Source organism: Pseudomonas sp. S2_A02, from assembly GCF_054668495.1.
This window is the reverse complement of the sequence record NZ_CP162776.1, coordinates 5,665,888-5,692,885: the sequence shown is the minus strand read 5'-3', so window position 1 is coordinate 5,692,885 and position 26,998 is coordinate 5,665,888. Positions and strand designations below refer to the sequence as shown.

5 protein-coding genes and 3 pseudogenes are annotated in these 26,998 nt (G+C 62.0%); 3 read left to right on the top strand and 5 right to left on the bottom strand.

Features of this window, described 5'->3' with window-relative positions:
* The first annotated feature begins 1 nt into the window (after position 1).
* The 3 genes from AB4O41_RS25925 (at position 2) to AB4O41_RS25915 (ending at position 4,334) form a co-directional block, all read left to right on the top strand.
* Positions 2 to 2,482 (top strand): TonB-dependent siderophore receptor, encoded by a 2,481-nt coding sequence (locus tag AB4O41_RS25925; protein ID WP_460145227.1) that lies wholly within the window; start codon positions 2 to 4, stop codon positions 2,480 to 2,482.
* 334 nt (positions 2,483 to 2,816) lie between these two features.
* Positions 2,817 to 3,386 carry a nucleotidyltransferase family protein gene (locus AB4O41_RS25920; protein ID WP_460145226.1) on the top strand — a complete coding sequence of 190 codons (570 nt, stop codon included), beginning with the start codon at positions 2,817 to 2,819 and terminating at the stop codon, positions 3,384 to 3,386.
* 588 nt (positions 3,387 to 3,974) lie between these two features.
* The gene (locus tag AB4O41_RS25915) at positions 3,975 to 4,334 is read left to right on the top strand and encodes a DUF6124 family protein (protein WP_460145225.1); all 360 of its coding nucleotides are present in this window, start codon (positions 3,975 to 3,977) and stop codon (positions 4,332 to 4,334) included.
* A gap of 139 nt (positions 4,335 to 4,473) precedes the next feature.
* Here the strand turns inward: AB4O41_RS25915 and AB4O41_RS25910 are convergent, their stop codons facing one another.
* The 5 genes and pseudogenes from AB4O41_RS25910 to AB4O41_RS25890 all read right to left on the bottom strand — a co-directional run.
* Positions 4,474 to 5,430, bottom strand: coding sequence for an alpha/beta hydrolase (locus AB4O41_RS25910; RefSeq protein ID WP_460145224.1), 957 nt, complete (start codon positions 5,428 to 5,430; stop codon positions 4,474 to 4,476).
* Positions 5,431 to 5,505: 75 nt separating this feature from the next.
* Positions 5,506 to 19,068: a non-ribosomal peptide synthase/polyketide synthase gene (locus AB4O41_RS25905; protein ID WP_460148423.1), complete on the bottom strand. Its 13,563-nt coding sequence runs from the start codon at positions 19,066 to 19,068 to the stop codon at positions 5,506 to 5,508.
* Positions 19,069 to 19,176: 108 nt separating this feature from the next.
* Positions 19,177 to 19,410: pseudogene (locus AB4O41_RS25900) on the bottom strand (phosphopantetheine-binding protein); the annotation flags it as partial.
* 183 nt (positions 19,411 to 19,593) lie between these two features.
* Positions 19,594 to 20,931: pseudogene (locus tag AB4O41_RS25895) on the bottom strand (amino acid adenylation domain-containing protein); the annotation flags it as partial.
* Between the two features lie 174 nt (positions 20,932 to 21,105).
* Positions 21,106 to 26,994: pseudogene (locus tag AB4O41_RS25890) on the bottom strand (amino acid adenylation domain-containing protein); the annotation flags it as partial.
* Between the last annotated feature and the right edge of the window lie 4 nt (positions 26,995 to 26,998).

The window sequence follows — 26,998 nt, the reverse complement described above, 5'->3', positions numbered from 1 at the left end:
CATGTCCGCATCCCGTTTCATGCTTCGACCTCTGACCCGCGCCCTGTTAATGAGCAGCACGACCCGCTCGCGCATGACCGCCACCGGCCTCGGCCTGGCGATGACCCTGGCCATGACGCCGTATGTCCAGGCCCAGGAATGGTCCTTGAACATCCCGGCCCAGCCATTGGCTCAGGCGCTGCAGACTCTCGGTCAACAGACCAATCTGCAAATCATCTACAGCCCGGAGAGCATTCAGAACCTGCGCTCCAGTGCCCTCAGCGGCCGCTATCAGGAAGATGATTCGCTCAGCGCGATGCTCAAGGGCACCGGCATTCGCCATCAGCGCGACGGCAATACGGTCACGCTGCTGGCGCCGGCCACCGGCAGCGCGATGGAACTGGCACCGACCAGTATCAACGGTCAGCGATTGGGTGCGACCACCGAAGGCAGCAACTCTTACACCACCGGGGCGGTGACCATTGGCAAGGGCGAGCACTCGCTCAAGGAAACCCCGCAGTCGGTCACCGTCATCACGCGCAAGATGCTCGATGACCAGAACCTGAACACCATCGAACAGGTCATGGAAAAGACCCCGGGCATCACCGTTTACGACTCGCCAATGGGCGGCAAGTATTTCTACTCCCGCGGTTTTCGCATGACCGGCCAGTACCAGTACGACGGTGTGCCGCTGGACATCGGCAGCAGCTACGTGCAGGCCGATGCCTTCAACAGCGACATGGCGATCTATGATCGGGTCGAAGTGTTGCGCGGAGCGGCCGGGATGATGAAGGGCGCCGGGGGCACCGCGGGCGCCGTGAACTTCGTGCGCAAGCGCGGCCAGGACACCCCGCACACTCAACTGTCGTTGTCTGCCGGCACATGGGACAACTACCGTGGCCAGGTCGACACCGGCGGCCCGCTGAATGACGCCGGCACTATCCGTGGCCGGGCCGTGGTGACCCAGCAGACCCGTCAGTATTTCTATGACGTGGGCGAACGCAGGGACCAGATCTACTACGGCGCGCTGGACTTCGACCTGAGCGACTACACCACCCTGGGCCTGGGCATGGCCTATGAAGACGTCGATGCCACTCCGTGCTGGGGCGGCTTGCCGCGTTACGCCGATGGCAGCGACCTGAAGCTCTCTCGCTCCACGTGCCTGAACACCGCCTGGAGCAACCAGCGCAGCAAACGAGCCACTTACTTTGGCGACCTGAAACACGAGTTCAACGACAACTGGGCGCTGAAGGTCGCGGGGGTTTACTCGAAAAACACCCAGGACATGGAATACGCCTTCCCGAGCGGAACGGTACCGGTTGGCGCCACCAGCACCAATACCCTGATGATCGGCAGCATCTTTGACTACGATCAGGTCGACTACGGCCTCGATGCTTATGTGGACGGCAAGTTCGACGCATTTGGCCAAGAGCACGAGCTGATCGTCGGTGCCAACGCCAGCCGCTCCCGCAAAGATGACTTCTACGCCGTGGCCCTCCTGCCTCAGACTCAGAATGTGCTGAACCCCGACCATCACCTGCCCCAGCCAGATGAAAGTTTCTACCTGGCCAACGCCACCCGGGGCGGACCGGTGGACATGCGGATCAAGCAATACGGCGCCTACTCCACGGCACGCCTGAAGCTGGCTGATCCGCTGACCTTCGTACTGGGCAGCCGCGTCAGCTGGTACAAGTCCGAAACCGACTCCGTCTCGTTCTGGCGCGGCGAAGGCACACCGATCAGTTCCGAGGCCAAGGAAACCGGGCAAGTCACCCCGTTCGCCGGGCTGCTGTTCGACATCAACGACAACCTGACCGTCTATACCAGCTACGCGGATATCTTCACCCCGCAAGGCAACTACAAGACCATCACCGGTTCGACGCTCAAGCCATTGATCGGTCAGAGCTATGAACTGGGGATCAAGGGTGAATGGTTCGACGGTCGCCTGAACAGCTCCTTCAACCTGTTCCGCACCGTCCAGAAAGACGCAGCCCAGGATGACCCGGCCTGCCCGGACAGCAGCTGCTCGCAGAACTCCGGCAAAGTGCGCGCCCAAGGCTTCGAAGCTGAAGTCAGCGGTGAAGTCATTGACCGCCTGCAATTGCTCGCCGGCTACACTTACACCCAGACCAAGGTGCTGGAAGACGCCGACGTCAGTCAGGATGGCGTGTCGTACAACACCTATGTGCCGCGTCACGTGCTGCGGATGTGGGGCGACTATGCGCTCAGCGGCCCACTGGAACGCTTCACCGTCGGTGCCGGCGTCAATGCCCAAAGCAGCAACTACCGCACCTCGCCGAGTAGCAGCAACAATATCACCCAGGCTGGCTATGCGGTCTGGAACGGTCGCATCGGCTACCGCATCGATGACACCTGGTCCGTGGCATTGAACGGCAAAAACCTGTTCGACAAGCGCTACTACGCCACGGTCGGTACCGAAAGTTGGGGTAACTTCTACGGTGAACCGCGCAGCTTCGTAATGTCGGTCAAGGCTGACTTCTGATTGCAGCCTCAATGAAAACGCCCCGCCATTGCGGGGCGTTTTTTTGTGCGGGAAAAGCTGACGTATTTATTTATCCGAGGCTTGACCCTGGGTTTGAGGGTGCTCTTTCGGGCCTCATCGCGGGCAAGCCCGCTCCCACAGTGATTGGTGTCGTTCACAAATCCTTTGGCCTAAGCAGATACCTGTGGGAGCGGGCTTGCCCGCGATGAGGCCCGTCCATCCACTACAAAATCCAAAGAGAGACTGCTAAGCAAATGATGTTTCATCGACATCTCCCGCACACCATAAGATGTAGTGAGGAGAATCTTTCTACCCAACGAGCTTGGAGGAGTCAGTGAATAACGCTTCAAGAGTCCAGACCATCATTTCAGAAGACCCCGCTCGATGGCGTCTACTCCAGCAAGTTCATTCCCTGGGGCTGCCGGATTGTTGGGTCGGTGCAGGTTTTGTCCGGAACGCGGTTTGGGATTACTTGCACGGGCGCTACCCGTCCCCTATCTCGAGCGACGTCGACGTCATCTGGTTTGATCCATGTCACTGCACTCCCTCAGATGACAGGGCTTTAGAAGCAGCTCTGCGAGACTTGGACCCGACAGTCCTCTGGTCAGTAAAAAATCAGGCGAGAATGCATGTTCAGAACGGCGATAAACCTTACATCTCCACGACTGATGCAATGCGTTACTGGCCAGAGACAGCAACGGCAATAGCCGTCAGATTGCGCGAAGCAAACACCTGTGAGGTCTCTGCGCCATTGGGACTGGATGATCTTTTTAACCTGATCATCAGGCCCACTTGGAGATTTACTGAAGAAAAAAAAGCGATGTACAAGGAGCGCTTGAAGTCCAAGGGGTGGACGACAACGTGGCCTCTACTCAGGCAAGAGCCTGGTCTACCAGAAAGATGACTTAACCAGACGCTTACTGGTTTTTAGCGAGAAAGCGGACGCATTCGTTTATCCGGTGGTTTGACCGTGGGTTTGAGGGTGTTCTTTCGGGCCTCATCGCGGGCAAGCCCGCTCCCACAGTGATTGGTGGCGTTCACAAATCCTTTGGCCCTAAGCAGATACCTGTGGGAGCGGGCTTGCCCGCGATGAGGCCGATACAGCCACCACAAGGTTCAGTGTCAGACCGCTAAACAGGCACTGTTTAATCGACACTTCCAGATACTCACTCAGGCTACACATTCTTGCGCCGTTGCCTACGACTACCCCAGAATCCGCCGGCTAGTGCACCTATGGCCGGGGCTGTATCGTTTTCCGGTCGCTGACGAATTCAGCGATCGGGTTTAGCGACCCGGATCATTCGAAGTGCATCAGTGTCCCAGACTTCATTGCAGACTTTTTAACGTCTGCAATTACGTTATGGCGGCTGTATGCGGGAGACCTTCGGGTCTACCGGGTGCCTTTGACCGGTTCGCTAACCTGCATACAGCCGCCACCTTTGTTTGTTTAGCGACAGGTTCTGGTGGCGCTTTTCTACAAAGGAGCTTCACCATGTTCAAACCAACGCCAAATCCTCCGGAAACCGATGACGTTTCCCCCTACGAATCCCTCGATTCGAAAAAACTCAACGAAGCCGCCGACCGCGCCCTCGATTACCACCTCAAGCCATCCATCCCCAAAGACACCAAGCGCAAACCCAGCACCATTTACCATGTCGGCGCGGAGGTCGATAACGAAACCCTGCTGGTCAACGCCTGCGAAACCCTGGCATCAGCGAGCATGATGCTCAGTGAGTTCGCCGGATTGATGGACATTCCACATCGCAACATGATGTTGGGGATTCAATCGGTGGTGATGCTCGGTGAGTTGGCCGTCAACCGGGTGCTGGATAACCTCGATCCACGAGGCTAGCGAGGATGATCGTTCCCACGCTCTGCGTGGGAATGCCTCAACGGACGCTCTGCGTTCGGCTCTGGAAGGGACGCGGAGCGTCCCGGGCTGCATTCCCACGCAGAGCGTGGGAACGATCATTGAACGATCAATGTCGGCATCAACCCAAATGCCGACTCAGTGCCCGACTCAAGCGTTCATGCACGTTCAGCACATCCGGCATGACCGAGGCCAGCCTGAGCAAGTCATGAGTCAAGCCTGGGCAATGTTCGAGTTCGACACTCACCCCTTGTGCGCGCAGTTTATCGACGTAGGCCTGGCCTTCATCGAGCAACGGATCGAACCCGGCCAGCAACACAATCGCCGGCGCCACACCGCGCAGATCCTCGGCCAGCAACGGTGAGAAGCGCCAGTCCAGCAGGTCTTCGGGGCCGCGGGCGTAGTGCTGGTAAAACCAGTCCAGTGTGTCGTTCTCCAGCAAATACCCTTCACTGAACAACAAGCGCGAATCGTGGGTGCGCGAGGCATCAGTGACCGGATAACACAGCAGTTGCACCTTGGGGACGATGGCCACGGTGTGTGGCTGAACCACCGCTTGCAAGGCCAGCACCGTCGCCAATGTGGCACCGGCGCTGTCACCGCCGAACGCAATGCGACCGGCATCCAGCCCCAGGGACGGCGCCTGTTCCGCCAGCCAGGACAAGGCGTCTTCACCGTCCTCCAGCGCTGTCGGGAAGCGGTGCTCCGGCGCTAGCCGATAGCCAACCGACAACACCGCGCACGGCGTACGTCGGCAAAATTCGCGGCAGACTCCGTCATGGGAATCCAGGCTGCCCACTACAAAACCACCGCCATGGAAATACACCAGCACCGGCATCGGTGCCGTCGCCCCGCTCGGCCGATACAAACGCAACGCCAGCGGCGCACTGTCCCGCGCCGTGGTGTTGACCTCCAGCACATCAATATCCTGAGGAGCATTCCAACGCAATTGCGCGGTGGTTTGTTCGAAGATCGCCCGGGCCTCCACCGGTGTCATTTGATGCAGCGCCGGCAGGCCTGCGTCCTGGCCGTCTTGCGCCAAGTCGAGGAAGGCTTCCAGATCAGGGTGTAACGACATCGAAAAAATCCTTATGTCCGTAAAAAGGGGCGCGCCTGAGCAACGCCCCTCCAGCAATGATTAAAGCCCCGGCACTCAGCCCACTCGCGCCATGCAATGCTCGATCAACGCCTCAAGCTCGCGCTGATAATCCTGCATGAACGACTCCATGGTGCTGGCTCGATAACGCTGGGTGCTGTAGATGCAACGCAGCGCCAACTGACCGTCGTACACCTGGCCGACAACCTCCAGCCAGTTGCCCAGATTGGCCTGCAGGCTGTAGTTGTCGCCGGTTTCTTCCAGCGCCGGCACCAGCAAGGCCTGCTCGTCGAAGCTCTGATCGAACTGGCCCAGATAGTTGAACGTCACCCGAGCCTGCGGCAGATCGGCCAGTTGGCGGGCCAGTTGCGGGCCGGCCAGATGACGCAACACGCCGTAGCCGATGCCCTTCTGCGGGATGGCCGCCAACTGCGCCTGCACGTTGACGATCGACGCACCGATGTCCGCGCTGTCGGGAGTGAGTCGGACCGGGAACATGCTGGTGAACCAGCCCAGGCTGCGACTCAGGTCGATGCTCTCGAACAGGTCCTCGCGGCCGTGCCCTTCCAGCAAAATCAGCGCCGACGGCTGTTCGCTCCAGCGACACAGCGCCCGGCTCAGGGCCGACAGCAGCAAATCGTTGATCTGCGTGCGATAGACCGCCGGCGCCTGCTTGAGCAACTGCTCGGTGTGCTCGCGGGACAACTTGAGCCGCGCCTGAGCCTGATGACGCACCTGATTCTTGCCACGACGGTTGTCGCACGGCAGGTCGATACCCGGCTGATCCAGTTGCTCCAGCCAGTAGCCCAATTCCTGCTCGGCAATCACCGGCGCCTGCGCCTGCAGGGCTTCGGCAAATGCGCGATAGCTGCTGGTACGGATCGGCAATTGCGGCTCGATGCCCATCACGCAAGCCTCGTAGGTCACCTTCAAGTCGTCGAGCAGAATCCGCCACGACACGGTGTCGACCACCAGATGGTGGATGACCATCAACAGTCGCGCCTGGCCGTCCGGCAAGGCGATGTGCACCACACGCCAGGCCGGTCCATCGTCGAGTTTGAGGCTGCGCTGAGTCAGGTTGGCCAAGGCTTCGACCTGCTCACTGTTCTCGACTTCGCGGCGCCACAGTACCGGCTCGCGGCGTTCGGTCGGTGCGGCATAGCGCTGCAGCCAGCGCCCGCCTTCCTGACAGAAGCGCAGGCGCAAGGTGTCGTGATGGTTTTCGATCCAGCCCAGCGCTCGTTCCAGGGCATCCAGATCCAGCGTCTGACGCGCACTCAGCAAAAACGACTGGTTGTAGTGATGAGACTCGGCCATGCCCTCGGCAAAGAACCACTCCTGAATCGGCAGCAGATTGAACAACCCTTCACTGGCCACATGGGTGAGGTCCACCGACGATTGCGCGGTGCTCGCCTTCACCACGTCCTGTTCGACGATGCCGGCGATGGTCTGGTAGCGCATCAGATCGCGCAGCTTGAGTTCCATCTGCAGGGTCGGATGGTTCCTGACCCGGGAAATCACTTGCAGGCTCAGGATCGAGTCGCCGCCCAGCTCGAAGAAGTTGTCGCTGATACCGACCTGCTCCACCTGCAAAACCTGCGACCAGATCTCCGCCAGCAATTCTTCCTGCTGATTGCGCGGGGCGACGTATTCCTCGCTTTTGAATTCCGGCTCGGGCAATGCCTTGCGGTCAAGTTTGCCGTTGGGGGTGATCGGGAAGGCACTGAGGCAAACGATCTGCGCCGGCACCATGTATTCCGGCAACGTGCTGCGCAGCCCAGCCTTGAGCTCATCACCCAGCTGCTGGCCGGCGTCGGTAACGACGTATCCGATCAGTTGTTTGCCGGAGGCGTTGTCCCGGGCGATCACCAGAGCATCGCTGACTTGCGCCAGTTGCCGCAGGCTGGCCTCGACTTCACCGAGCTCGATGCGAAACCCGCGCACTTTGACCTGATGGTCGATACGACCGACGTAATCGACCACGCCGTCCTGGCGCAAACGCACCAGGTCGCCGGTGCGGTACAACCGCTCGCCGCCAGCAAACGGGTTGGGCACAAAGCGTTCGCAGGTCAGGTCTGGCCGACCGTAATAACCACGGGCAACCCCGTAGCCACCGATGTACAACTCGCCGGCAAAACCTGGCGGCAGCGGATTCAGTTCTTCATCCAGCACATACAGGGAACGCGCGCCCACCGCCCGGCCGATCGGCGCATAGGCCGCTTCACACTGTTGGCTCACCGGCACTTTCCACAGCATCGGCGTGACCACGGTTTCCGTCGGACCATAGCCGTTGGTGAAGTACTCGGGACGCAGTGCCGCCTTGACCTGTTCGAAGGTCTGGTCCGGCACCGCATCGCCGCCGAAGCAGTAAATGCGCACCGGTGGCGGCGCGATACCGCTGGCCGCGGCGTACTCGGCCAGTTGCTTGAGGTAGGCCGGCGGGAAGCAGGCGATGGTCACGCCGTATTCGTGCAGCGCTTGGTAGGTCTGCTCCGGCGTCCACAGGCAACCGTCCCGCACCACCAGCCGGCCGCCGCTGTACAGCGTACTCAACCAGCGCTCATGGGCACCGTCGAAGGCGAACGACATGAAGTGCAGCTCGCAGCTGCGGGTGTCCATTTCATACAGTTTGGCGATGGCCTGACAGTGCATGCTCAGGGGTCCCTGGGTGACGGCCACGCCTTTTGGCCGTCCGGTGGAACCCGAGGTGTAAACCAGATAGGCCAACCCTTGCTCCAGCACGCGACACACCGGCGCCTCATCGGCATAACGGGACTCGTCGAGCTGATCCAGCTCAAGGCGCAACAGGCCCTCGGGCGCCGGTAACGTCGCCCGCAGGCTGCTCTGGGTCAGCAGCAGCGACATGCCCGAATCTTCGATCATGTACGCCAGACGCTCCGGCGGATAATCGATGTCCAGCGGCACATACGCGGCGCCGCTTTTGAGCACGGCGAGGAAGCTGACGACCATTTCCAGCGAGCGCGGCAGTGCCACGCCGATCACCACTTCCGGCCCCGCGCCATGCTCGATCAGGCAATGGGCCAGACGATTGGCCCGGCGTTCCAGTTCGCCGTAGCTCAGGTTCAGCCTGGCGCATTGCACCGCAATGGCCTCGGGCTGACTCAAGGCGTGTCGGCTGATCAGCTCCGGCAACAGCTGTGGCTGATGATCCGCTGGCGGCTCGGCGCTCCAGGTCTGCATCGCCTGCCATTGCTCGAGCGACAGACGCTGCAGGTTACCCAGACGTTCGTGAGGCGCACGCATCATCGCCGCAAGGGTGTTTTCCAGGGTCAGGCGAATTCCTTCCACCGCCTCGGCACTGAAGTGGCTGCGCAGGTACAGGTATTCAATCGACAGTTCGTCGCCGAGCGTCACCGCCAGGTCCATCGGCACGTTCGTCACGTCATGGCCGATGGATTTGCCGAAGCTCAGGCCGGTATCGTTGTCCTCTTGCAGGCGATCGTCGATCGGGTAGTTCTCGAACACGATGATGCTGTCGAACAGCGCCTGCCCGCCCAGGCCGGACCAGCGTTGCACGTCCGCCAACGGAGCCTGGGAATGGTCGCGGATATCCAGGTTGTAAGCCTGGATCCGGTTCAGCCAGTCTGCCAGAGGCTGATCCGGTTCCAGCGTCTGAATGATCGGCAAGGTGTTGATGAACAGACCCAGCATGTTGCCGACATTGGGCAAACTCTCGGGACGCCCGGACACCGTGGCCCCAAAGGTCACGGTGTTTTTCCCGGTGTAGCGCTGCAACAGCAGCAACCATGCGCCCTGGATCAAGGTGTTCGGCGTAATCCGCAGATCGCGGCAAAACTGCAGCAAACGACCGGTCTGTTGCGCGTCCCAATGGGAGTAAATGGCGTTGTGGCCAGGTTCATCGGACACATGCCGCGGATGGATGGCCTGGCTCAACGCCGTCGCCTCGTTGACCGGGGCCAGCCGGGCTTTCCAGAACAGCTCCCGGGCGTCCTGGTCCTGGGCTTGCAACCAGGCAATGAAGTCACGGTAGCGGCCGTTTTCAGCGCTGATTTCACCCTTGGCGTAGTGCTGGATCACCTCACCAAACAGCCGCGAGCTGCTCCAGCCGTCCATCAGGATGTGATGACTGGTCCAGACCATCTGATACTGATCTTCAGTGCTGCGAATCAACAACACTCGCTGCAGTGGCGCATGGGTCAGCTCGAAGCCTCGCGCGCGGTCCTCGGCGGCCCGCGCGGCGATGTCCGCCTCGCTGACGTCGCGATCGCGCCAGTCGAGCACCTGCAAATCGAGCGTCGCCTGACTCTGGACAATTTGCAGCGGTTTGGCCAAGCCATCGTGCCAATGAAAGCTGGTGCGCAGGATGGGCTGACGCGCGATGACCGCCTCCCAGGCCTTGCGGAAACGCTCAACATCCAGACCGCCCACCGGTAAACTGATCTGATTGACGTACAGGCTGGAACCATTGTCCGACAAGGTGTGGAACAGCATGCCCTCTTGCATCGGCGACAGCGGATAGATGTCTTCGATCCGCGACGGGGCTACCGGCAAGGCGTCCAGTCGGGCCTGATCCAGATGCGCCAACGGGAAGTCCGACGGCGTGACTCCGTGACTGTCCGGCTGGCAGCAATGCTCGATCAGCAGCTCCAGTTCCCGGGCGTACTCCTCGGCCAGGCGTTCGATGGTGGAGGCATTGAACATGTGCGTGCTGAACGACCAGCCGACACTCAACTCGCCGCCGTACACTTGGCCATTGAGCGTCAGCCAGTTACCCAGCAGCGCATCGTGACTGTGCTCTGCGCCCTTGACCTCATCGGCCGGCACAAACAAGGCACCGCTCTGGCTATCGAAGCTGCCATCGAACTGGCCCAGATAGTTGAAGGTGATACGCGGTGTCGGCAGGGTCCGCAGCGACGCCTGGCAAGCCTCGTCACCCAGATAACGCAGCACACCGTAACCCATGCCACGATCCGGAATCGCGCGCAGTTGCTCCTTGATTTGCTTGATCGAGCCGGCCAGCTCCTGGGTCGGGGTCAATTTGACCGGAAACAGGCTGGTGAACCAGCCTACTGTACGGGTCAGATCGAGGCCGTCGAACAGATCTTCACGACCATGACCTTCGAGCTGAATCAGCACCGACGACTGTTCGCTCCAACGGGCGATCACCCGTGCCAGTGCCGTCAGCAACAGGTCGTTGACCTGTGTGCGGTAAGCCGCCGGGGTCTGTTGCAGCAGTCGTCGGGTCAAGATCGGGTTCAGGCGACTGTAACGCGTCAAGGCATGGCGGCTCTGCAGGCTGCCCTGGGGGTTATCTTGCGGCAGCGGCGCGCCGTCCGAGCGCTGCGCCTGCCAGTAAGGCAGTTGTCCAAGCAGCGATTCACTGCGGGCGTGACCTTGCAATTGCTCCGCCCAATGCTTGAAGGACGTGGTCTTGGCCGCCAATGCCAATGGTTCGCCGGCCAGTAACTGGCGGTAGCTGCCCTGCAAATCCTCCAGCAGGATCCGCCACGACACACCATCGACTACCAGGTGATGAACGATCAACAACAAGCGCTGTTCGCCCTCAGGCAAATCGAACAACACCGCGCGCAACAACGGGCCTTGTTGCAGATCCAGGCTGCGTTGGGCGTGTTCGGCGACGCGTTCCAGGTGGGCGGCATCACTCACCGATTCCAGCCACAACGGTGACAGGCGCTGTTGCTCCACGGGCCGATAGCTCGCCGACCAACTGCCTGGGGTTTGTGTAAAGCCCAGGCGCAGGCCGTCGTGATGATCGATCAGCGCGTGCAAGGCCTGCTCAAGCGTCGCAGTCACCAGAGGGTTCAACGGTTTGAGCAGCACCGACTGATTCCAGTGATGACGCTGCGGCAAGGGTTGTTCGAAGAACCATTGCTGAATTGGCAGCAACGGTGTCTCACCTGTCACCGGGCCTTGATCGGTTGGCGCCAGGGCTTTGCCGAGCTGCGCGACAGTGGCCAGCCCCTGGACGGTCTGCTGCTGAAACAGATCCTTGGGCGTGAAGCTGATTCCCTGCTGACGCGCCCGGCTCACCACCTGAATGGAGATGATCGAGTCGCCGCCCAGGGTGAAGAAGTTGTCGGTCACACCGACTCGTTCGAGTTTCAGAATGTCTTGCCAGATCCCGGCAATCTGCTGCTCCAGCGCAGTGCGCGGTGCCACGTAATCGCGTTGCAGCTGGTTGGCGTCCGGGGTCGGCAAGGCCTTGCGGTCGAGTTTGCCGTTGGGGGTCAGCGGCAGTTGTTCAATGAACAGCCATTGCGCCGGCACCATGTAATCCGGCAGGTGCGCCTTGAGTCCGGCCTTGAGCGCTTCGCTCAGATCGTCCTGCTGTTGCGGGCTCAGATCAGCCTGCGTCGGCACCACATAGGCCACCAGTTGCTGGCCGCTATGGCCTTCCGTCGCCAGCACCACGCCTTCGCGCACGCTGCTGTGAGCCAGCAGGCGCGCTTCGATTTCACCCAGTTCGATACGGAACCCACGCACCTTGACCTGATGATCGATGCGGCCGACGTATTCGATCACACCGTCTTCACACAAACGGGTCAGGTCGCCGGTGCGGTACATCCGTTCGCCATGGCTGGTCAGCGGGTTGGGCACAAAGCGCTCGGCGGTCAGGCCCGGGCGGAACAGATAGCCACGGGTAATGCCGTCGCCGGCCAGGTACAGCTCGGCAGCAACGCCAATCGGCGCGGCCTGCAATTGGGCATCGAGCAAGTGCGCGGTGGTGTTCACCAGCGGCCGGCCGATGTTCGCCTGCCCGCCGGCTTCGCGACGGGCGCAGGTCGAATAGGTGGTGTCTTCCGACGGTCCGTACAAATCATAAACGTGCTCGACCGAGGTCTCGCGGTACAGCGTGTCCACCAGGCTTTGCTTGAGCGGTTCACCCGCAAGATTGATGATGCGCACACCTGAAGGGATCTGCCCGGCGCGCTGCAAGGCCGCGATGGCCGACGGCACGGTGTTGATCAGGCGCACCTGATCACGCTCCGGCAGGTCGGGCAATTCCAGGGCGTTGCGCGCCATGATGATCGAACCGCCGCGAGCCAGAGTGACAAAAATCTCCCACACCGACAGGTCGAAGCACACCGAAGTCGAGGCCAGCACGCCTTGCAGCTCTTCCTCGCTGTACACCTCGTGCGACCAGTGGATCAACGCCTGCACGTTGCGATGAGCAATCGCCACGCCTTTCGGTTTACCGGTGGAACCGGAGGTATAAATCACATAAGCCAGGTTGGCCGAGTCAATCCGGCCTTCAAGGTTGTGCGACGCCAGGTCGGCGAAGGCCTGCCCGCCAGCCTCGACCCACACCACTTGGGCTTGGGTCTCGGGCAACTGCGACAGCAAGTGCGGCTGGGTCAGCAACACCCGCGCCTGACTGTCGTCGAGCATGTAGGCCACGCGATCCGCCGGGTAGTCCGGGTCCAGCGGCACGTAAGTGCCACCGGCCTTGAGCACTGCCATCAAGGCAATCACCAGTTCGGCGGAACGGGGCATCGCCACGCCCACGCGGATTTCCGCGCCGACACCCAGCGTTTGCAGATGACGGGCTAATTGGTTGGCGCGATGATTGAGTTCTGCATAGGTCAGCCCAGCACCGGCATGCCGCAACGCAATCGCCTGCGGCCGCGCTTCGACCTGGGCTTCGAAGCCTTGATGGATCAAGGCCTGGGCCGGGTACGCCGCATGATGGTCATTCCATTCGGCCAGCGTGCGCAGCTCGCTCGCCGGCAACAGGCCGATCTCGCCCAGCGGGTGTTGCGGTGCATCGAGGAACTGGCGCAGCACTTCTTCCAGATGAGCCGCCAGGCCGACAATGCTGCGCTCGGCGAAGTGCTCGGTGAGGTAGTTGAAGTCCAGGCTCAATACTTCGCCGGCACCGGCGATCAGCGTCAGGCCGTAGTTGGTTTGCTCACGGTGTTCGAGACCGCTGAAACGCAAGCCGCCCGGATTGGCCTCCAGGGTGTCGGACACCGGGTAGTTTTCGAACACCAGCAAGGTGTCGAACAACGCTTCACCGTTGAGCGCGGCCAGGCGTTGAATGTCTTGCAACGGCGTCTGTTCGTAATCGCGCAGCAGCAGGTTTTTGTCCTGCACGCTGCGCACCCAGTCGCTGACACTGCAGGTCGCTGGCGGGCTGGCGATCACCGGCAGGGTATTGATGAACAGGCCCAACTGTTGCTCGATACCCGGCAGATCCACCGGGCGACCGGACACCGTCGCGCCGAACGCGACACTGCTCTGCCCGGTGTAGCGCTGCAACACTAGCAGCCATGCAGCTTGCACCAGGCTGTTGAGCGTCACTTGCTGCTGACGCGAGAAACCGTTGAGGCGCTGGGTGAAGGCTGCGTCAAAGTTCAGCTTATGCACGCCTTTGCCGGGGCCGGGCACGGTTTGCCCGTGGCAGGCCGAGGCCAGCCGCGTCGGCTCGTCCAGTTCGGCCAATTGCTCGCGCCAGAAGGCTTGCGCCGCGTCCTTGTCCTGACGTTGCAGCCAAGCCAGGAAGTCGCGATAACGGCCCTGTGCACTCGGCACCGGATGCCCGGCGTAATCCTGCAGCACTTCGCCAAACATCCGCGAGTTGCTCCAGCCGTCCATGAGAATGTGGTGGCAGGTGAAGATCAGACGATGACGGTCATCGGCGGTGCGCAGCAGGCACAGGCGCAGCAGCGGCGGATTCTGCAAGTCGAAACCGCGCTCGCGATCGGCCAAGGCTCGGGCCTCAAGCACGGCTTGCAGATCCGGTTCGGCGCACACATCCACTTCCGGCATTTCCAGGGTCAGCTGGCGATAGATCACTTGCAGCGGTGTATCGAGGCCGTCGCGGCCCCAGATGAAACCGGCGCGCAGCACTTCATGACGATCCACCACCCGCTGCCAGGCTTGCTGGAAGCGCGGTACATCCAGACCGTCGATATCCAGCAGCATCTGATAGACATAAGCGCTGGCGTCGGCGTCGTACAGGCTGTGGAACAGAATGCCCTGCTGCATCGGTGCCAGCGGGTAAATGTCCTCGATCCGCTGCGCGGCGATCGGCAAGCTGTCCAGATGCGCCTGGGACAACCCGGCCAATGGCACATCGGAAGGGGTCAGGCCGCCGCTCGGATGGCTCAGGCAATGGTCGATCAACTCACCCAGCGCAACTTCATAAGCGCGGGCCAGGGCGTTGATAGTCGCCTCTTCGAACACGTCACCGCTGTAGGTCCAGGTCAGGCTCAATTGCCCCTGATAGACGCGGCCGTCGATGGTCAGCCAGTTGCTTATCGGCGCCTGTTCATCTTGCCCGGCGCCCTTGTCTTCGGTGGCCGGCACCCACAGGGCGTCTTCGTCGAAGTTGTTATCGAACTGCCCCAGGTAGTTGAACGTCACCTTGGGTTGGGACAAGCCGCTCAGGGCTGCTTGCGCAACGTCGCTGCCCAGATACCGCAGCAAGCCAAAGCCGATGCCTTTGTTCGGGATCGAGCGCAGTTGCTCCTTGATGCCCTTGATGGACGCTTCGAGGCTGGCCTGCGGAGTCAGGCGCACCGGGAACATGCTGGTGAACCAGCCCACGGTACGGCTCAGGTCGAGGTCGTCGAACAGGTCTTCGCGACCATGCCCTTCGAGCTGCACCAGGGCGCTGTCGGAGGCGGTCCACTCACACAAAACCCGGGCCAGTGCGGTCAACAGCAAATCGTTGACCTGAGTGCGATACACCGCCGGCGCCTGTTGCAGCAGTTGCCGGGTGCGCTCGGCATCCAGACGCGTATCGACGCTGCGCTCAAAACGGTTCTGCAGTTGTCCATCAGGGTTGTCCAGCGGCAAGTCCACCGGGGCTTCAGCCAGTTGCCCGCGCCAGTAATCCAGCTCGGTTTCCAGCCCGGCGCTGCGCGCATAACCTTGCAGGCGCTCGCCCCAATCCTTGAACGCCGTGGTCTTGGCCGGCAGGCGCAACGGCGTCCCGGCGCTCAGTTGCTGATAAGCGGTTTGCAGGTCTTCCAGCAGAATCCGCCACGACACACCATCGACCACCAAATGGTGGATCACCAACAGCAGTCGCTGGCTGGCGTCGGGCAAATCCACCAGGGCCGCGCGGATCAATGGGCCGTCGCTCAGGTTCAGGCTGCGCTGCAACTCCAGGCACAGCGCCGGCAAAGCCTCGCTGTCTGGCAACGCCACAGTGCGCAGCAATGGGTTTGGCTGCTCGACGGCGGCATGTTCCTGCACCCAGCCGCCTGCGGTTTGGCGATAGCGCAGACGCAAGGCATCGTGATGCCGTTGCAGATGTTCCAGGGCCTGCTCCAGCGCAGCCGCTTGCAGAGGCTCGGCCGGGGTCAGCAGGATCGACTGGTTCCAGTGTTGACGCTGGGGAATCTCGGTGGCGAAAAAGTACTGTTGAATCGGGGTCAGCACGGCAACGCCGAGCACATCACCTTGCATCGCCTGCACCGCATCGCTCTGCTGTGCGACGGTGCCCAGCCGTTGCACGGTCTGGTGCTGGAAGATGTCTTTGGGCGAGAAACGGATGCCCGCCTGACGCGCCCGGCTGACCACCTGAATCGAGATGATCGAATCGCCGCCCAGCTCGAAGAAATTGTCGTTGAGCCCGACCCGCTCGACTTTCAACACGTCCTGCCAGATCTCGGCCAGGCGCTGTTCGAGTTCGCTGCGCGGTGCCGCGTAAGCTTCTTGCACCAGGCTCACATCGGGGTTGGGCAGTTGCTTGCGATCGAGCTTGCCGTTGGCCGTCAGCGGCAGGCGTTCGAGGAACACCCAGCTGACCGGCACCATGTAGTCCGGCAGGGTTTCACGCAATTGCGCCTTGATCGAATCGCGCAAGCCGGCATGGGCGTCCGCGTCCAGTGGCTCGCTCGGCACGATCCACGCGGCCAATTGCTGCCCACTGAGCCCTTCGACCGCCAGCACCACGGCTTCACGCACCGCGTCATGGTTGAGCAATCGGGTTTCGATTTCCCCCAGCTCGATACGGAAACCGCGAATCTTCACCTGATGGTCGATACGACCGATGTACTCGATCACCCCGTCGCCGCGCAGCCGCGCCAGGTCGCCGGTGCGGTACAGGCGTTCACCAGCCTGAGGATTGAACGGGTCCGGAACGAACCGGGTGGCGCTCATGCCTGGCTGGTTCAGATAGCCCCGCGCGAGCCCGGCCCCGGCGATGTACAACTCGCCAATGCACCCTTGGGGCACCAGGTTCAGCGCGTCATCGAGCAAGTACCACGACAGGTCGACAATCGGCTCGCCGATCGGGCTGCTGTGGGTCTGTTGCAAGTCCGCCATGGACAGCGGTCGATAGGTCACATGCACGGTGGTTTCGGTGATGCCGTACATGTTGATCAGGGTCGGCGCGCGATCACCGAAACGCTCGAACCAGGGACGCAGGCTCTGCACTTCCAGCGCTTCACCGCCAAACACCACGTAACGCAGCGCATGGTTGCGCGACGAAGCACTGGCCACTTGCATCAGCGGTTTGAACGCCGACGGCGTCTGGTTCAGAACGGTGACTTGTTCATCGCAAAGCAAGGTGTAGAACTCTTCCGGCGAACGGGTGACATCGTGGGGCACCACCACCAGCTTGCCGCCGTGGAGCAGCGCGCCGAAGATTTCCCAGACCGAGAAATCGAACGCGTACGAATGGAACAGGGTCCAGCTGTCCTCGGGGCCGAAACCGAACCAGTGATCGGTGGCGCTGAACAGGCGAATGACATTGCCATGGGGCAACAACGCGCCTTTGGGCTTGCCGGTGGACCCGGAGGTGTAAATCACATACGCGAGGTTGTCCGAGGTGGTCAGGCAAGGCGGGTTGGCCGTGCTGCTTTCCAGCAGCGGTTGATTCAGATCCAGACACGCCAGCCCCGGTGGAATCGGCAGCTGCGCCAACAGATGGCCCTGGCTCAGCAACAGCTCGATCCCGCTGTCCTCGATCATGTAGCGCAAACGGTCGTCGGGGTAGCTCGGGTCCAGCGGCACATAAGCGCCACCGGCCTTCAGCACAGCGACAATGGCGACGATCATGTCCAGCGAACGCTCCACCGCCACGCCCACCCGAACATCGGGGCCAACGCCACTGGCGATCAGCTGATGCGCCCACTGGTTGGACTGTTGATTGAGTTCGGCGTACGTCAGCCGTTGCCCGGCGAACACCACCGCTGGCGCATCCGGACGACGCTCGGCCTGAGCCTCGATCAACTGATGAATGCACTGGCTGACCGGGCGCGCCATCGGGCTAGGGTTCCAGTGCGCGAGCAGTTGTTGTTGCTGCGCATCATCGAGCACCGGCAGCTGGGCGATGCGCTGAGTCGGGTCCTGAACGATCGCCCGCAGCAGGTTGCGCCAGTGCTGCGCCAGGCGCTCGATGGTCGAAGGCTCGAACAGGTCGGTGGCGTATTTGAGCACCGCTTCAATGCCATGGGCCTGTTCGGTGGTGTTCAGCACCAGATCGAATTGCGCGGTTGCGCTTTGCCATTCCAGCGGCTCGATGCTCAAGCCGTTCAAGCGCGTCTCGACACTGATCCGGCTTTCGGCCTGGTGATTGAACATCACCTGGAACAACGGGCTGTGACTCAGGCTGCGTCCCGGCTCCAGGGCTTCCACCAGTTGTTCGAACGGCAGGTCCTGATGCGCCTGGGCTTCCTGGGCGGTTTGCCGCACCTGGCGCAGCAGATCGACGAAGCTGGCTTGACCATCGACGTCCGCCTTGAGCACCTGTGTGTTGACGAAGAAACCGATCAGACGCTCGATCTCCACGCGCCCGCGGTTGGCCACCGGCACACCGACGCGGATGTCGGCCTGGCCGCTGTAGCGGTGCAACAAGGCCTGGAACGAGGCCAGCAACAGCACGAACAGCGTGACGTTTTCCCGTCGGGCGAAGGCCTTGAGGCTGTCGCTCAGCACCGAGTCCAGAATCAGGTTATGGCTGGCCCCGGCAAAGCTCTGTTCCACCGGTCGCGCGCGGTCAGTGGGCAGCTCCAGCACCGGCTGCTCGCCGCCGAGCTTTTGTTGCCAGTAGGCCAGTTGACGTTCCTGTTCGCCGGCCTCCATCCACTGCCGCTGCCACAAGGCGTAGTCGGCGTATTGAATCGGCAAGGCCGGCAGCCCGGCGTCATGCCCGAAGTTGAAACCGGCATACAACTGCACCAGCTCCTCGATCATCACCTGCAACGACCAACCGTCCGACACGATGTGGTGCAGGGTCAACACCAGCACGTGATCATGCGGGGTGACTTGCAGCAGGGCCGCGCGCAACAGCGGGCCGGTCTGCAAATCGAAAGCTTGCTGGCTCTGGGTCTGGACGAAGGCCTGGATCGACGCCTCCGGATTTGCCGCCAGTTCAGGGCTCAGCTCGTGAGTATCCAGGGTAAACGAGCCTGCCGGCAGGATCGTTTGCAAGGGTTGCCCGGCGTCTTGAGTGAACACCGTGCGCAAGGTTTCGTGACGTTCAATCAGCGCCTGGACGCTGCGCTGCAACGCGGCCACATCCAGCGGGCCCTGCAAGCGCAAGGCCGTGGGAATGTTGTAGGCCGCGCTGTGCGGCGCCCATTGCCAGAGAAACCACTGGCGCTGTTGAGCGTAGGACAACAACAACGGTTCTTCAGCCGTGCGCTTGAAAACCGGGGCAATGTCAAAGAGGTTGACGCCTTTCTGCTTGAGCAGAACCGCCAGAGCCTTTCTTTGCTTAGCCGAAAGTTGTCCTACCGACTCGATTAACTCTTGCACGCGTTGTTCCCCTCAAGAAATCAGTTTTTCCAGATCATCGAGGGATAGACGTTTGAGGGCCTCCAGGGATTTAGCCAATTCGTCCTGAACCGGCGATAATTCGACGCGCAACGCTTCGATACGGGTGCAGAACGCTTGCAGGGTGTCGGCTTCGAACAATTCCTTGAGCGGCACTTTGTCACCCAGGCGTTCCTTGATCCGGGTCACCACCAACGTCGCCAGCAACGAATGCCCGCCCAACTGGAAGAAGTTGTCCGTCAGGCCGACGCGCTCGACTTCCAGCACCTCTTGCCAGACGGTCGCCACTTCCCATTGCAGATCGGTGCGCGGCGCTTCGTAACGCTGCAGCGTTGGGTTGCCGCCCAGCGCCATCAGGGCCTTGCGGTCGAGCTTGCCATTGGGGGTCAGCGGCAGCGCGTCGATCACGTGCAGATGGCTCGGCACCATATGCGCCGGCAAGCGGCTGGCCAACGCCGCGCGCAGGGTTTCCACCAACGATAAATTGCCCGGTTGGCTCGCTACGACGTAGGCATGCAGATGTTTGCCCGCCGCGCCCTCCTGCGCCAGCACCACGGCTTCGCGCACCTCGGGCTGCTCCAGCAATCGGGCTTCGATCTCGCTCAGTTCGATGCGGAAGCCGCGAATCTTCACCTGATGGTCGGCACGACCGATGTACTCAATGTTGTCGTCAGGCCCCTGGCGCATCAGATCGCCGGTGCGATACAGCCGCTCTCCATGGGTGGCGAACGGGTCCGGTACGAAGCGTTCAGCGGTCAGGCCGGGACGCAGCAGGTAGCCACGGGTCACGCCGGCACCGGCCAGGTACAACTCAGCCGCCAGCCCTGCCGGCAGCACTTGCAATTGGCTGTCGAGCAGGTAGGCCACGGTGTTGTCCAGCGGCCGCCCGATGTTCGCCCGGCCGTTAGCGACGCGCAGGGTGAAGGTCGAATAGGTGGTGTCTTCCGACGGCCCATACAGGTCATAGACCTGCTTGACCGATGTGCTGGCGTACAGCGTATCGACCAGCGTCTGCTTGAGCGGCTCGCCAGCCAGATTGATGGTGGTGACCGACGGCGGAATCTGCCCGGCCCGTTGCAGCGCGGCAATCGCCGACGGCACGGTATTGATCAGCGTTACGCGCTCACGGGCCGGCAACTCGGACAGCGCCAGAGCGTTGTCCGCCAGCACCATGCAACCGCCGCAGGCCAACGTGACAAAAATCTCCCACACCGACAGGTCAAAGCAGATCGAGGTCGAGGCCAGCACGCCACGCATCTGCTCATCGCGGTAAACACCCTGCGACCACTGGATCAGCGCCGCGAGGTTAGCGTGGGTAATCGCCACGCCTTTGGGCTTGCCGGTGGAACCGGAGGTGTAAATCACGTAGGCCAGATTCTGCGCAACGATGCGGCTGACAGGCGCCGTGGACGGATACCCGGCGAGCCATTCGGCGCCCTCTTCGACCAACAATACTTGAGACGGCAAAGCCTCGGGCAACATCGCCTGCAATTCGGCTTCGGTCAGCAGCACCGCTGCGCAACTGTCCTCGAGCATGTGCAACAAGCGCTCTTGCGGATACTCCGGGTCCAGCGGCACGTAGGCACCGCCGGCCTTGAGAATCGCGAGCAGCCCGACCAGCATGTCCGGGGTGCGGCGCATGCACACGCCAACCCGCACTTCCGGCCCGACACCCAGCGCTTGCAGCTTGTGCGCCAGTCGATTGGCCCGGGCGTCGAGGGTGCGGTAATCGAGGGTCTGCTCGGCAAACAACACCGCCGTAGCCAGCGGTTGGCGCTGTACCTGCGCGTCAATCCGTTCGACCACACTGCGCGAATCCAGCGCCGTGACCGCAGCCTTGCCCCAGTCGACCGCCGCTTGACGCGGTGCGCCGTCCAGCAGTTGCAACGCGCCCAACGGCTGCGAAGCATCCGCCATGAATTGCATTATCAGGCCTTCGAGCTGGGTGCTCAGGTTGACGATGGTGGCGTGATCGAAACAGGCCTGATCGAAGCTCAAACTCAAGATCAACTCACGACCGGTGACCGCCACCAGCGTCAGCGGATAGTGGGTCTGCTCCTGACGCGAGAGGGTGGAAAACTCGAGCCCGGTGGCAGAGCCTTGGGCCAGCGCTTCGGCCATCGGGTAGTTCTCGAACACCAGAATACTGTCGAACAGCGCGCCCGCGCCCTGCCCCGCCCAGCGCTGGATATCGTAGAGCGGCGTGTGTTCGTGTTCGCGCAGGGCCAGGTTGAGGCTCTGCACCTGCTGAATCCACTGGCCGACCGGGATCTCGGCGGACGGCGAAGCCACCACCGGCAAGGTATTGATGAACAGGCCGATCTGCTGCTCGACGCCAGGCAAGTCCGTCGGGCGACCGGCAACAGTGGCGCCGAAAGCCACGGTGTCCTGGCCGGTATAGCGCTGCAACAGCACCAGCCACGCGGCTTGCATCAAGGTATTGAGGGTGACCTTCTGTTCGCGGGCAAAGCGGTTCAGGTCACTGGTCTGCTGTTCGCTGAACACATGCTGGTAATCGGCATAACCGCTGGCCAACGTCTGACTGACCGGCATGGCGCTGGCCAGGCGGGTCGGCTCCTGAAGGTCAACCAATGCCGACGTCCAGAACTCGCGACTGGCCTGAACATCGCGCTGTCCCAGCCACCCAATGTAATCGCGATAACGTCCCGGGGTCGCTGCCGGGGTCATGCCGGCATAGCGTTGCAACACTTCGCCGAACAACTGCGAGGTGCTCCAGCCGTCCATCAAGATGTGATGACTGGTGTAGATCAAGTGATGCGCTGCTTCACCGGTTTGCACCAGCAGCACGCGCAACAGCGGGGCCTGGTCCAGTTCGAAACCAACGGCCAGATCCTCCCGGGCCAACCGATCGAGCGCCGCGTGCAGGTCATCACGACCGCGCCAGTTCTGCACGGTCATGGGCATCTGCACCGTCTGCCTTACAATCTGCACCGCCGCATCGGCATCCTCGGGCCAGACGAATACCGTGCGCAGAATCTCATGGGCCTCCAGCGTCTGCTGCCAGGCCTGACGGAAACGCTCGGCGTCCAGTTGCTGCACATCGACGCGCAACTGGTTGGTGTAGGCCGGGCCGTCCGGCTCGTTGAGGCTGTGGAACAGGATGCCCTGTTGCATCGGCGACAACGGATAGAGATCGCTGATATCCCGCGCCGACACCGGCAGCGCCGACAGTTGCGCCTGAGTCAGGCGTACCAGATTGAAGTCCGACGGCGTGACCCCGGCATGCTCACCGGCAGTGCAATGTTCGATCAGTCGTTCCAGCTCAAGGCAATAAGCATCGGCCAGCACCTGAATGGTTTGCAGGCGGTACATGCCTTGGCCGAACGTCCAGCTCAATTCCAGCTCACCGCCATAGACTTGGCCATCGACGCTCAGCCAGTTGCCCAAGGGCGCATCGTCATCCTGATGCTCACCGGTGCTTTCGGCAGTCGGCATGAACAGTGCGCCATCAGCGGCACTGAACGCACCGTCGAACTGGCCCAGATAGTTGAAGGTGATGCGCGGCGGCGGCAGTTCACGCAGCGGTTCGAAACCTGCGAGGTAACGCAGCACGCCGTAGCCGATGCCTTTGCCCGGCACCGCTCGCAGTTGTTCCTTGATCGCGCACAGCGAAGTGCCCGGCTCTGCCTGTGGGGTCAGGCGCACCGGAAACAGACTGCTGAACCAACCGACAGTGCGACTCAAATCGAGGTCGTCGAACAGGTCTTCGCGACCGTGGCTTTCGAGCTGGATCAGCACCGAATCCCGTTCGCTCCAGTCACACAGCACCCGCGCCAGGGCCGTCAGCAACAGGTCGTTGATCTGGGTGCGATAGGCCGCCGGTGCCACTTTGAGCAGCGCGTGGGTCAGTGTCTTGTTCAGGCGTGAAGTGGCCCGAGCGGCCTGATGGCGGGTCTGGACTGTCTCGAGGAAATCCCTCGGCAGGTCACTGTTGCCGCCCTCCAGCGTGCGCTGCCAGTAATCGCGCTCAGCCTTCAAAATATCGCTCTGCCCGTAACGGTGCAGGTGTTGCGCCCAGGCCTGGAGCGAACTGCTTTTGCCCGGCAGGACAATCGCCTTGCCTGCCGTCAACGCGGTATAGCCTTGCTGCAAATCTTCCAGCAGCACCCGCCAGGACACGCCATCCACCACCAGGTGATGAATCACCAGCAGCAAACGTTGTGTAGCGTCAGGCAGGTTCACCAGTACCGCGCGCACCAGACGGCCCTGTTGCAGATCGAGACTGCGCTGGGCCTCGGTGGCCAGCGCGGGCAAATCGGCAAGGTCGTCCAGTGCGCGCACCCACAACAGGTCTGTGTGGCGCTGCGCCTGGAATGTCGCCTGCCAAGTCTCGCCCGACGCCTGAAAACTCAGGTTCAGCGCATCGTGCTGCTCGATCAGGGCGGCCAATGCGTTGTGCAGATGGGTCGCGTCGAGGGGAGATTGCGGCTGCAGCATCACCGACTGGTTCCAGTGATGACGCTGGGGGATATCGGTCTGGAAGAAGCGGGCCTGGATCGGCAACAATGGCAGCTCGCCGCTGATCTTTTGCGCGACGCTGGCCGCCGGTTTGCTCTCGATCAGCTTGGCGACTGCCGCCAACTGGCCGATGGTTTGCTTCTCGAACAGTTGCTTGGGGCTCAGCTTGATGCCCTGGCGTTTGGCCCGGGCGATGATTTGCAGGCTGAGAATCGAATCGCCGCCCAGCTCGAAGAAGTTATCGGTACTGCCCACCTGTTCAAGCTTCAGGACATCGGCCCAGATAGCGGCGAGCTTCTGTTCGATCTCGCCCACCGGGGCAACAAATTGCTGCGTGACCAGCCCCGGCGTCGGCAAGGCACGCTTGTCCAGTTTGCCGTTGGCGGTCAGCGGCAAGCGCTCCAGAACCACGATCTGCGCCGGCACCATGTACTCCGGCAGGCGCGCCTGTAGCTGCTGACGCAAAGCGTCGACATTCAATGGCAGGACAGGCGCGGCCACGCAGTACGCCACCAGTTGCAGGCGCGTTTCATCACCGTCCAGCGGCAAGGCCAATACTGCGGCCTCGCTCACGCCACTCAGGCCCAGCAATACCCGGGAGACTTCCGCCGGCTCCACCCGATAGCCGCGCACTTTGACCTGGTCATCGGCACGACCAATGAACTCCAGCGCTCCCTGACGATTGCGGCGCACCCGGTCACCACTGCGGTATACCCGCGCGCCGACGGCACCAAAAGGATCTGGCAGGAAACGTTCGGCGGTCAGCCCCGGCAGCCCGAGGTAACCCAACGCCACACTGTCGCCGCCGATGTACAACTCGCCCGCCACCTGATCGGCGACCGCGTTGAGCACATCGTCCAGCACGTAGACATGCGCACCCGACAACGGACGGCCGACCGGCACGCTGCGGGCACCCGAGTCGAGATCCTTGAGCTCGTGGGTCAGCACGCCGACCGTGGTTTCGCTCGGGCCATAGTGGTTGATGAACCGGCAGCCCGGCTTGAGTCGCCGCACCTGTTCGAGCAATGCCGGCGAACAGGCCTCGCCGCCCACGATCAGTGCGTGTTGCGGCAATACATCGGCGGCCCGGGACGCCTGCATCAGCGCCGCCAGATGACCCGGCACGATCTTCAACACGCCCACTTGGTGCTCAGCCATGTAATCGGCAAATCGGTCCGGGTCGAAGCCCAGCTCTTCGGGCAATACATGCAACAAGCGACCGGAGTACAAGGCGCCGAACAGCACGGTAAACCCCAGGTCCGCGGCAATGGTCGAGACCAGCGCCATGCTTGCCGCTGGCTCCAGCGCCAGACGCTCCAGCGCACCGCGCACATAACTGGCCAGAGCGCCGTGGCTCACCAGCACGCCTTTGGGTTGACCGGTGGAGCCAGAGGTGTGAATCACATAGGCCGCTGCATCCGCCGACAATGTCAGCGAAGGCTTCGTCGTCGGCTGGTTCTGCCAGCGTTCGGGCGTGAAGGCCAGGCCCAGGCAACCGGCGACCACCAGAGTGCTTTCCCGCGAATCGCCTGCGGCACACAGCAGGACTTTCGCTTGCGCGCCTTCGAGCATCTGCTGCAAACGTGCGGCGGGCGCCTTGACGTCCAGCGGCATGTACACCGCCCCGGCCTTGAAAATACCCAACACACTGGTCAGCCATTCCAATGAGCGCTCCATCAGCACCGCCACTGGCTGCCCGCTCTGCACGCCTTGCGCTCGCAGGTAGTGGGCCAGCCGATTGGCGTCCTGATCCAGCGCCTGGAAACTCAACGTCCGTTCGAGACAGCGTGCGGCCAGCGCTTCAGGCTGTACGGCCACCTGACGATCCCATTGCTGCAATACCGACTCCGCCGGCTGCCGTGGCGCCAGCGCCGGTTGCACAGGCGTGGTGGCAAGACTGTGCAGCGGCGCCTGCGGGGCGCTCAACAATTCGCGGAACAGGCCGAGCAGCGTCGGAATGAACGCCTCGATGGTCGAGTGCTGGTACAGGTCGCTGGCGTAAGTCATTTGCCCGTGGATCAGCGTGCCGTCATCGGTGATGTCCAGCGCCAGATCGAAGTGCGTGCCTTGTTTGTCCAGCGGATACTCGGTGACGCTCAGGCCCGGCAGGTTCATCGAACGCTGGGTCTGCATGCCGACGTTCTGGTTGAACTTGGCCTGGAACAACGGGTTATGCCCCAGGGTTCGCTCGGGCACCAGTTCATCCACCAATTGCTCGAAGGGCAGCTCCTGATGAGCCTGGGCACCGAACGATGCTTCCCGAACCCGAGCCAGCAAATCGTCGAAGCTGCCGCGCTCATCAACCTCGCAACGCAACACTTGAGTGTTGACGAAGAAGCCGATCAGCCCTTCGACCTCGGAGCGCCCACGGTTGGCATTGGGCACGCCAACGCGAATATCACGCTCGCCGCCCAGACGCGACAGGAACAGCGAAAACCCGGCCAGCACCAGCATGAATAAACTGATGCCCTGAGCCCGGGCAAACCCGTTCAACTGCCGGGACAAGTCCGCACCGAAATCGAAGCTCAGGGTCTGGCCTTCGAAACTCTGGGTCAGCGGCCGGGGGAAATCCGCCGCCACGTCCAACAGCGGATGCTCTTCACCCAACTGCTGACGCCAGTAATCGAGTTGTCGCTCGCCCTCGCCGGCCTCCAGCCAGCGGCGCTGCCAGATCGCGTAGTCGGCGTACTGCAACGGCAACGCCGGCAATTGCGGTTCGCGCTCAAGGCTGAAGGCCTGATAGCACTGCACGAACTCCTTGACCATGACGTCCATCGACCAGCCATCGGAGACGATGTGGTGCATGCTCACGATCAGCACATGTTCATCGTCCGTCAGGCAGAACAGACTGGCCCGCAGCAATGGCCCGTGGAGCAAATCGAACGGTTGCGCGGCCGCTTCCTGAACTCGCCGTGCCAGCTCGGCTTCACGCGCTTGCACGGCGACGCTCGACAGATCGACGCGTTGCAGTGGCACGCTCTGCTGGTCGAGGATGACCTGGCTCGGCTGGTCGTTGTCGGTCTGGAACACCGTGCGCAGCACTTCATGGCGCGCCACCAGATGATCGAAGGAACGCAACAGCGCCGTCTCGTTCAGCTGCCCTTGCAGGCGCAGGCCGGCGGCCATGTTGTACGCGGCGCTCTGCGGGTCGAGCTGCCAGAGAAACAGCAAGCGCTGCTGGGCAAACGAGAGCGGAATCACCGCACAGTCGTGACGACTGACCGGCAGCGGCAACAGGCTGAAGTCCTTGCCCTCCTCGCGCAGTTTGGCGAGAAACAGTCGACGTTGCTCCAGCGGCAAACCGACGAACCTTTTAGCGATACGCTCCGCCATAGTG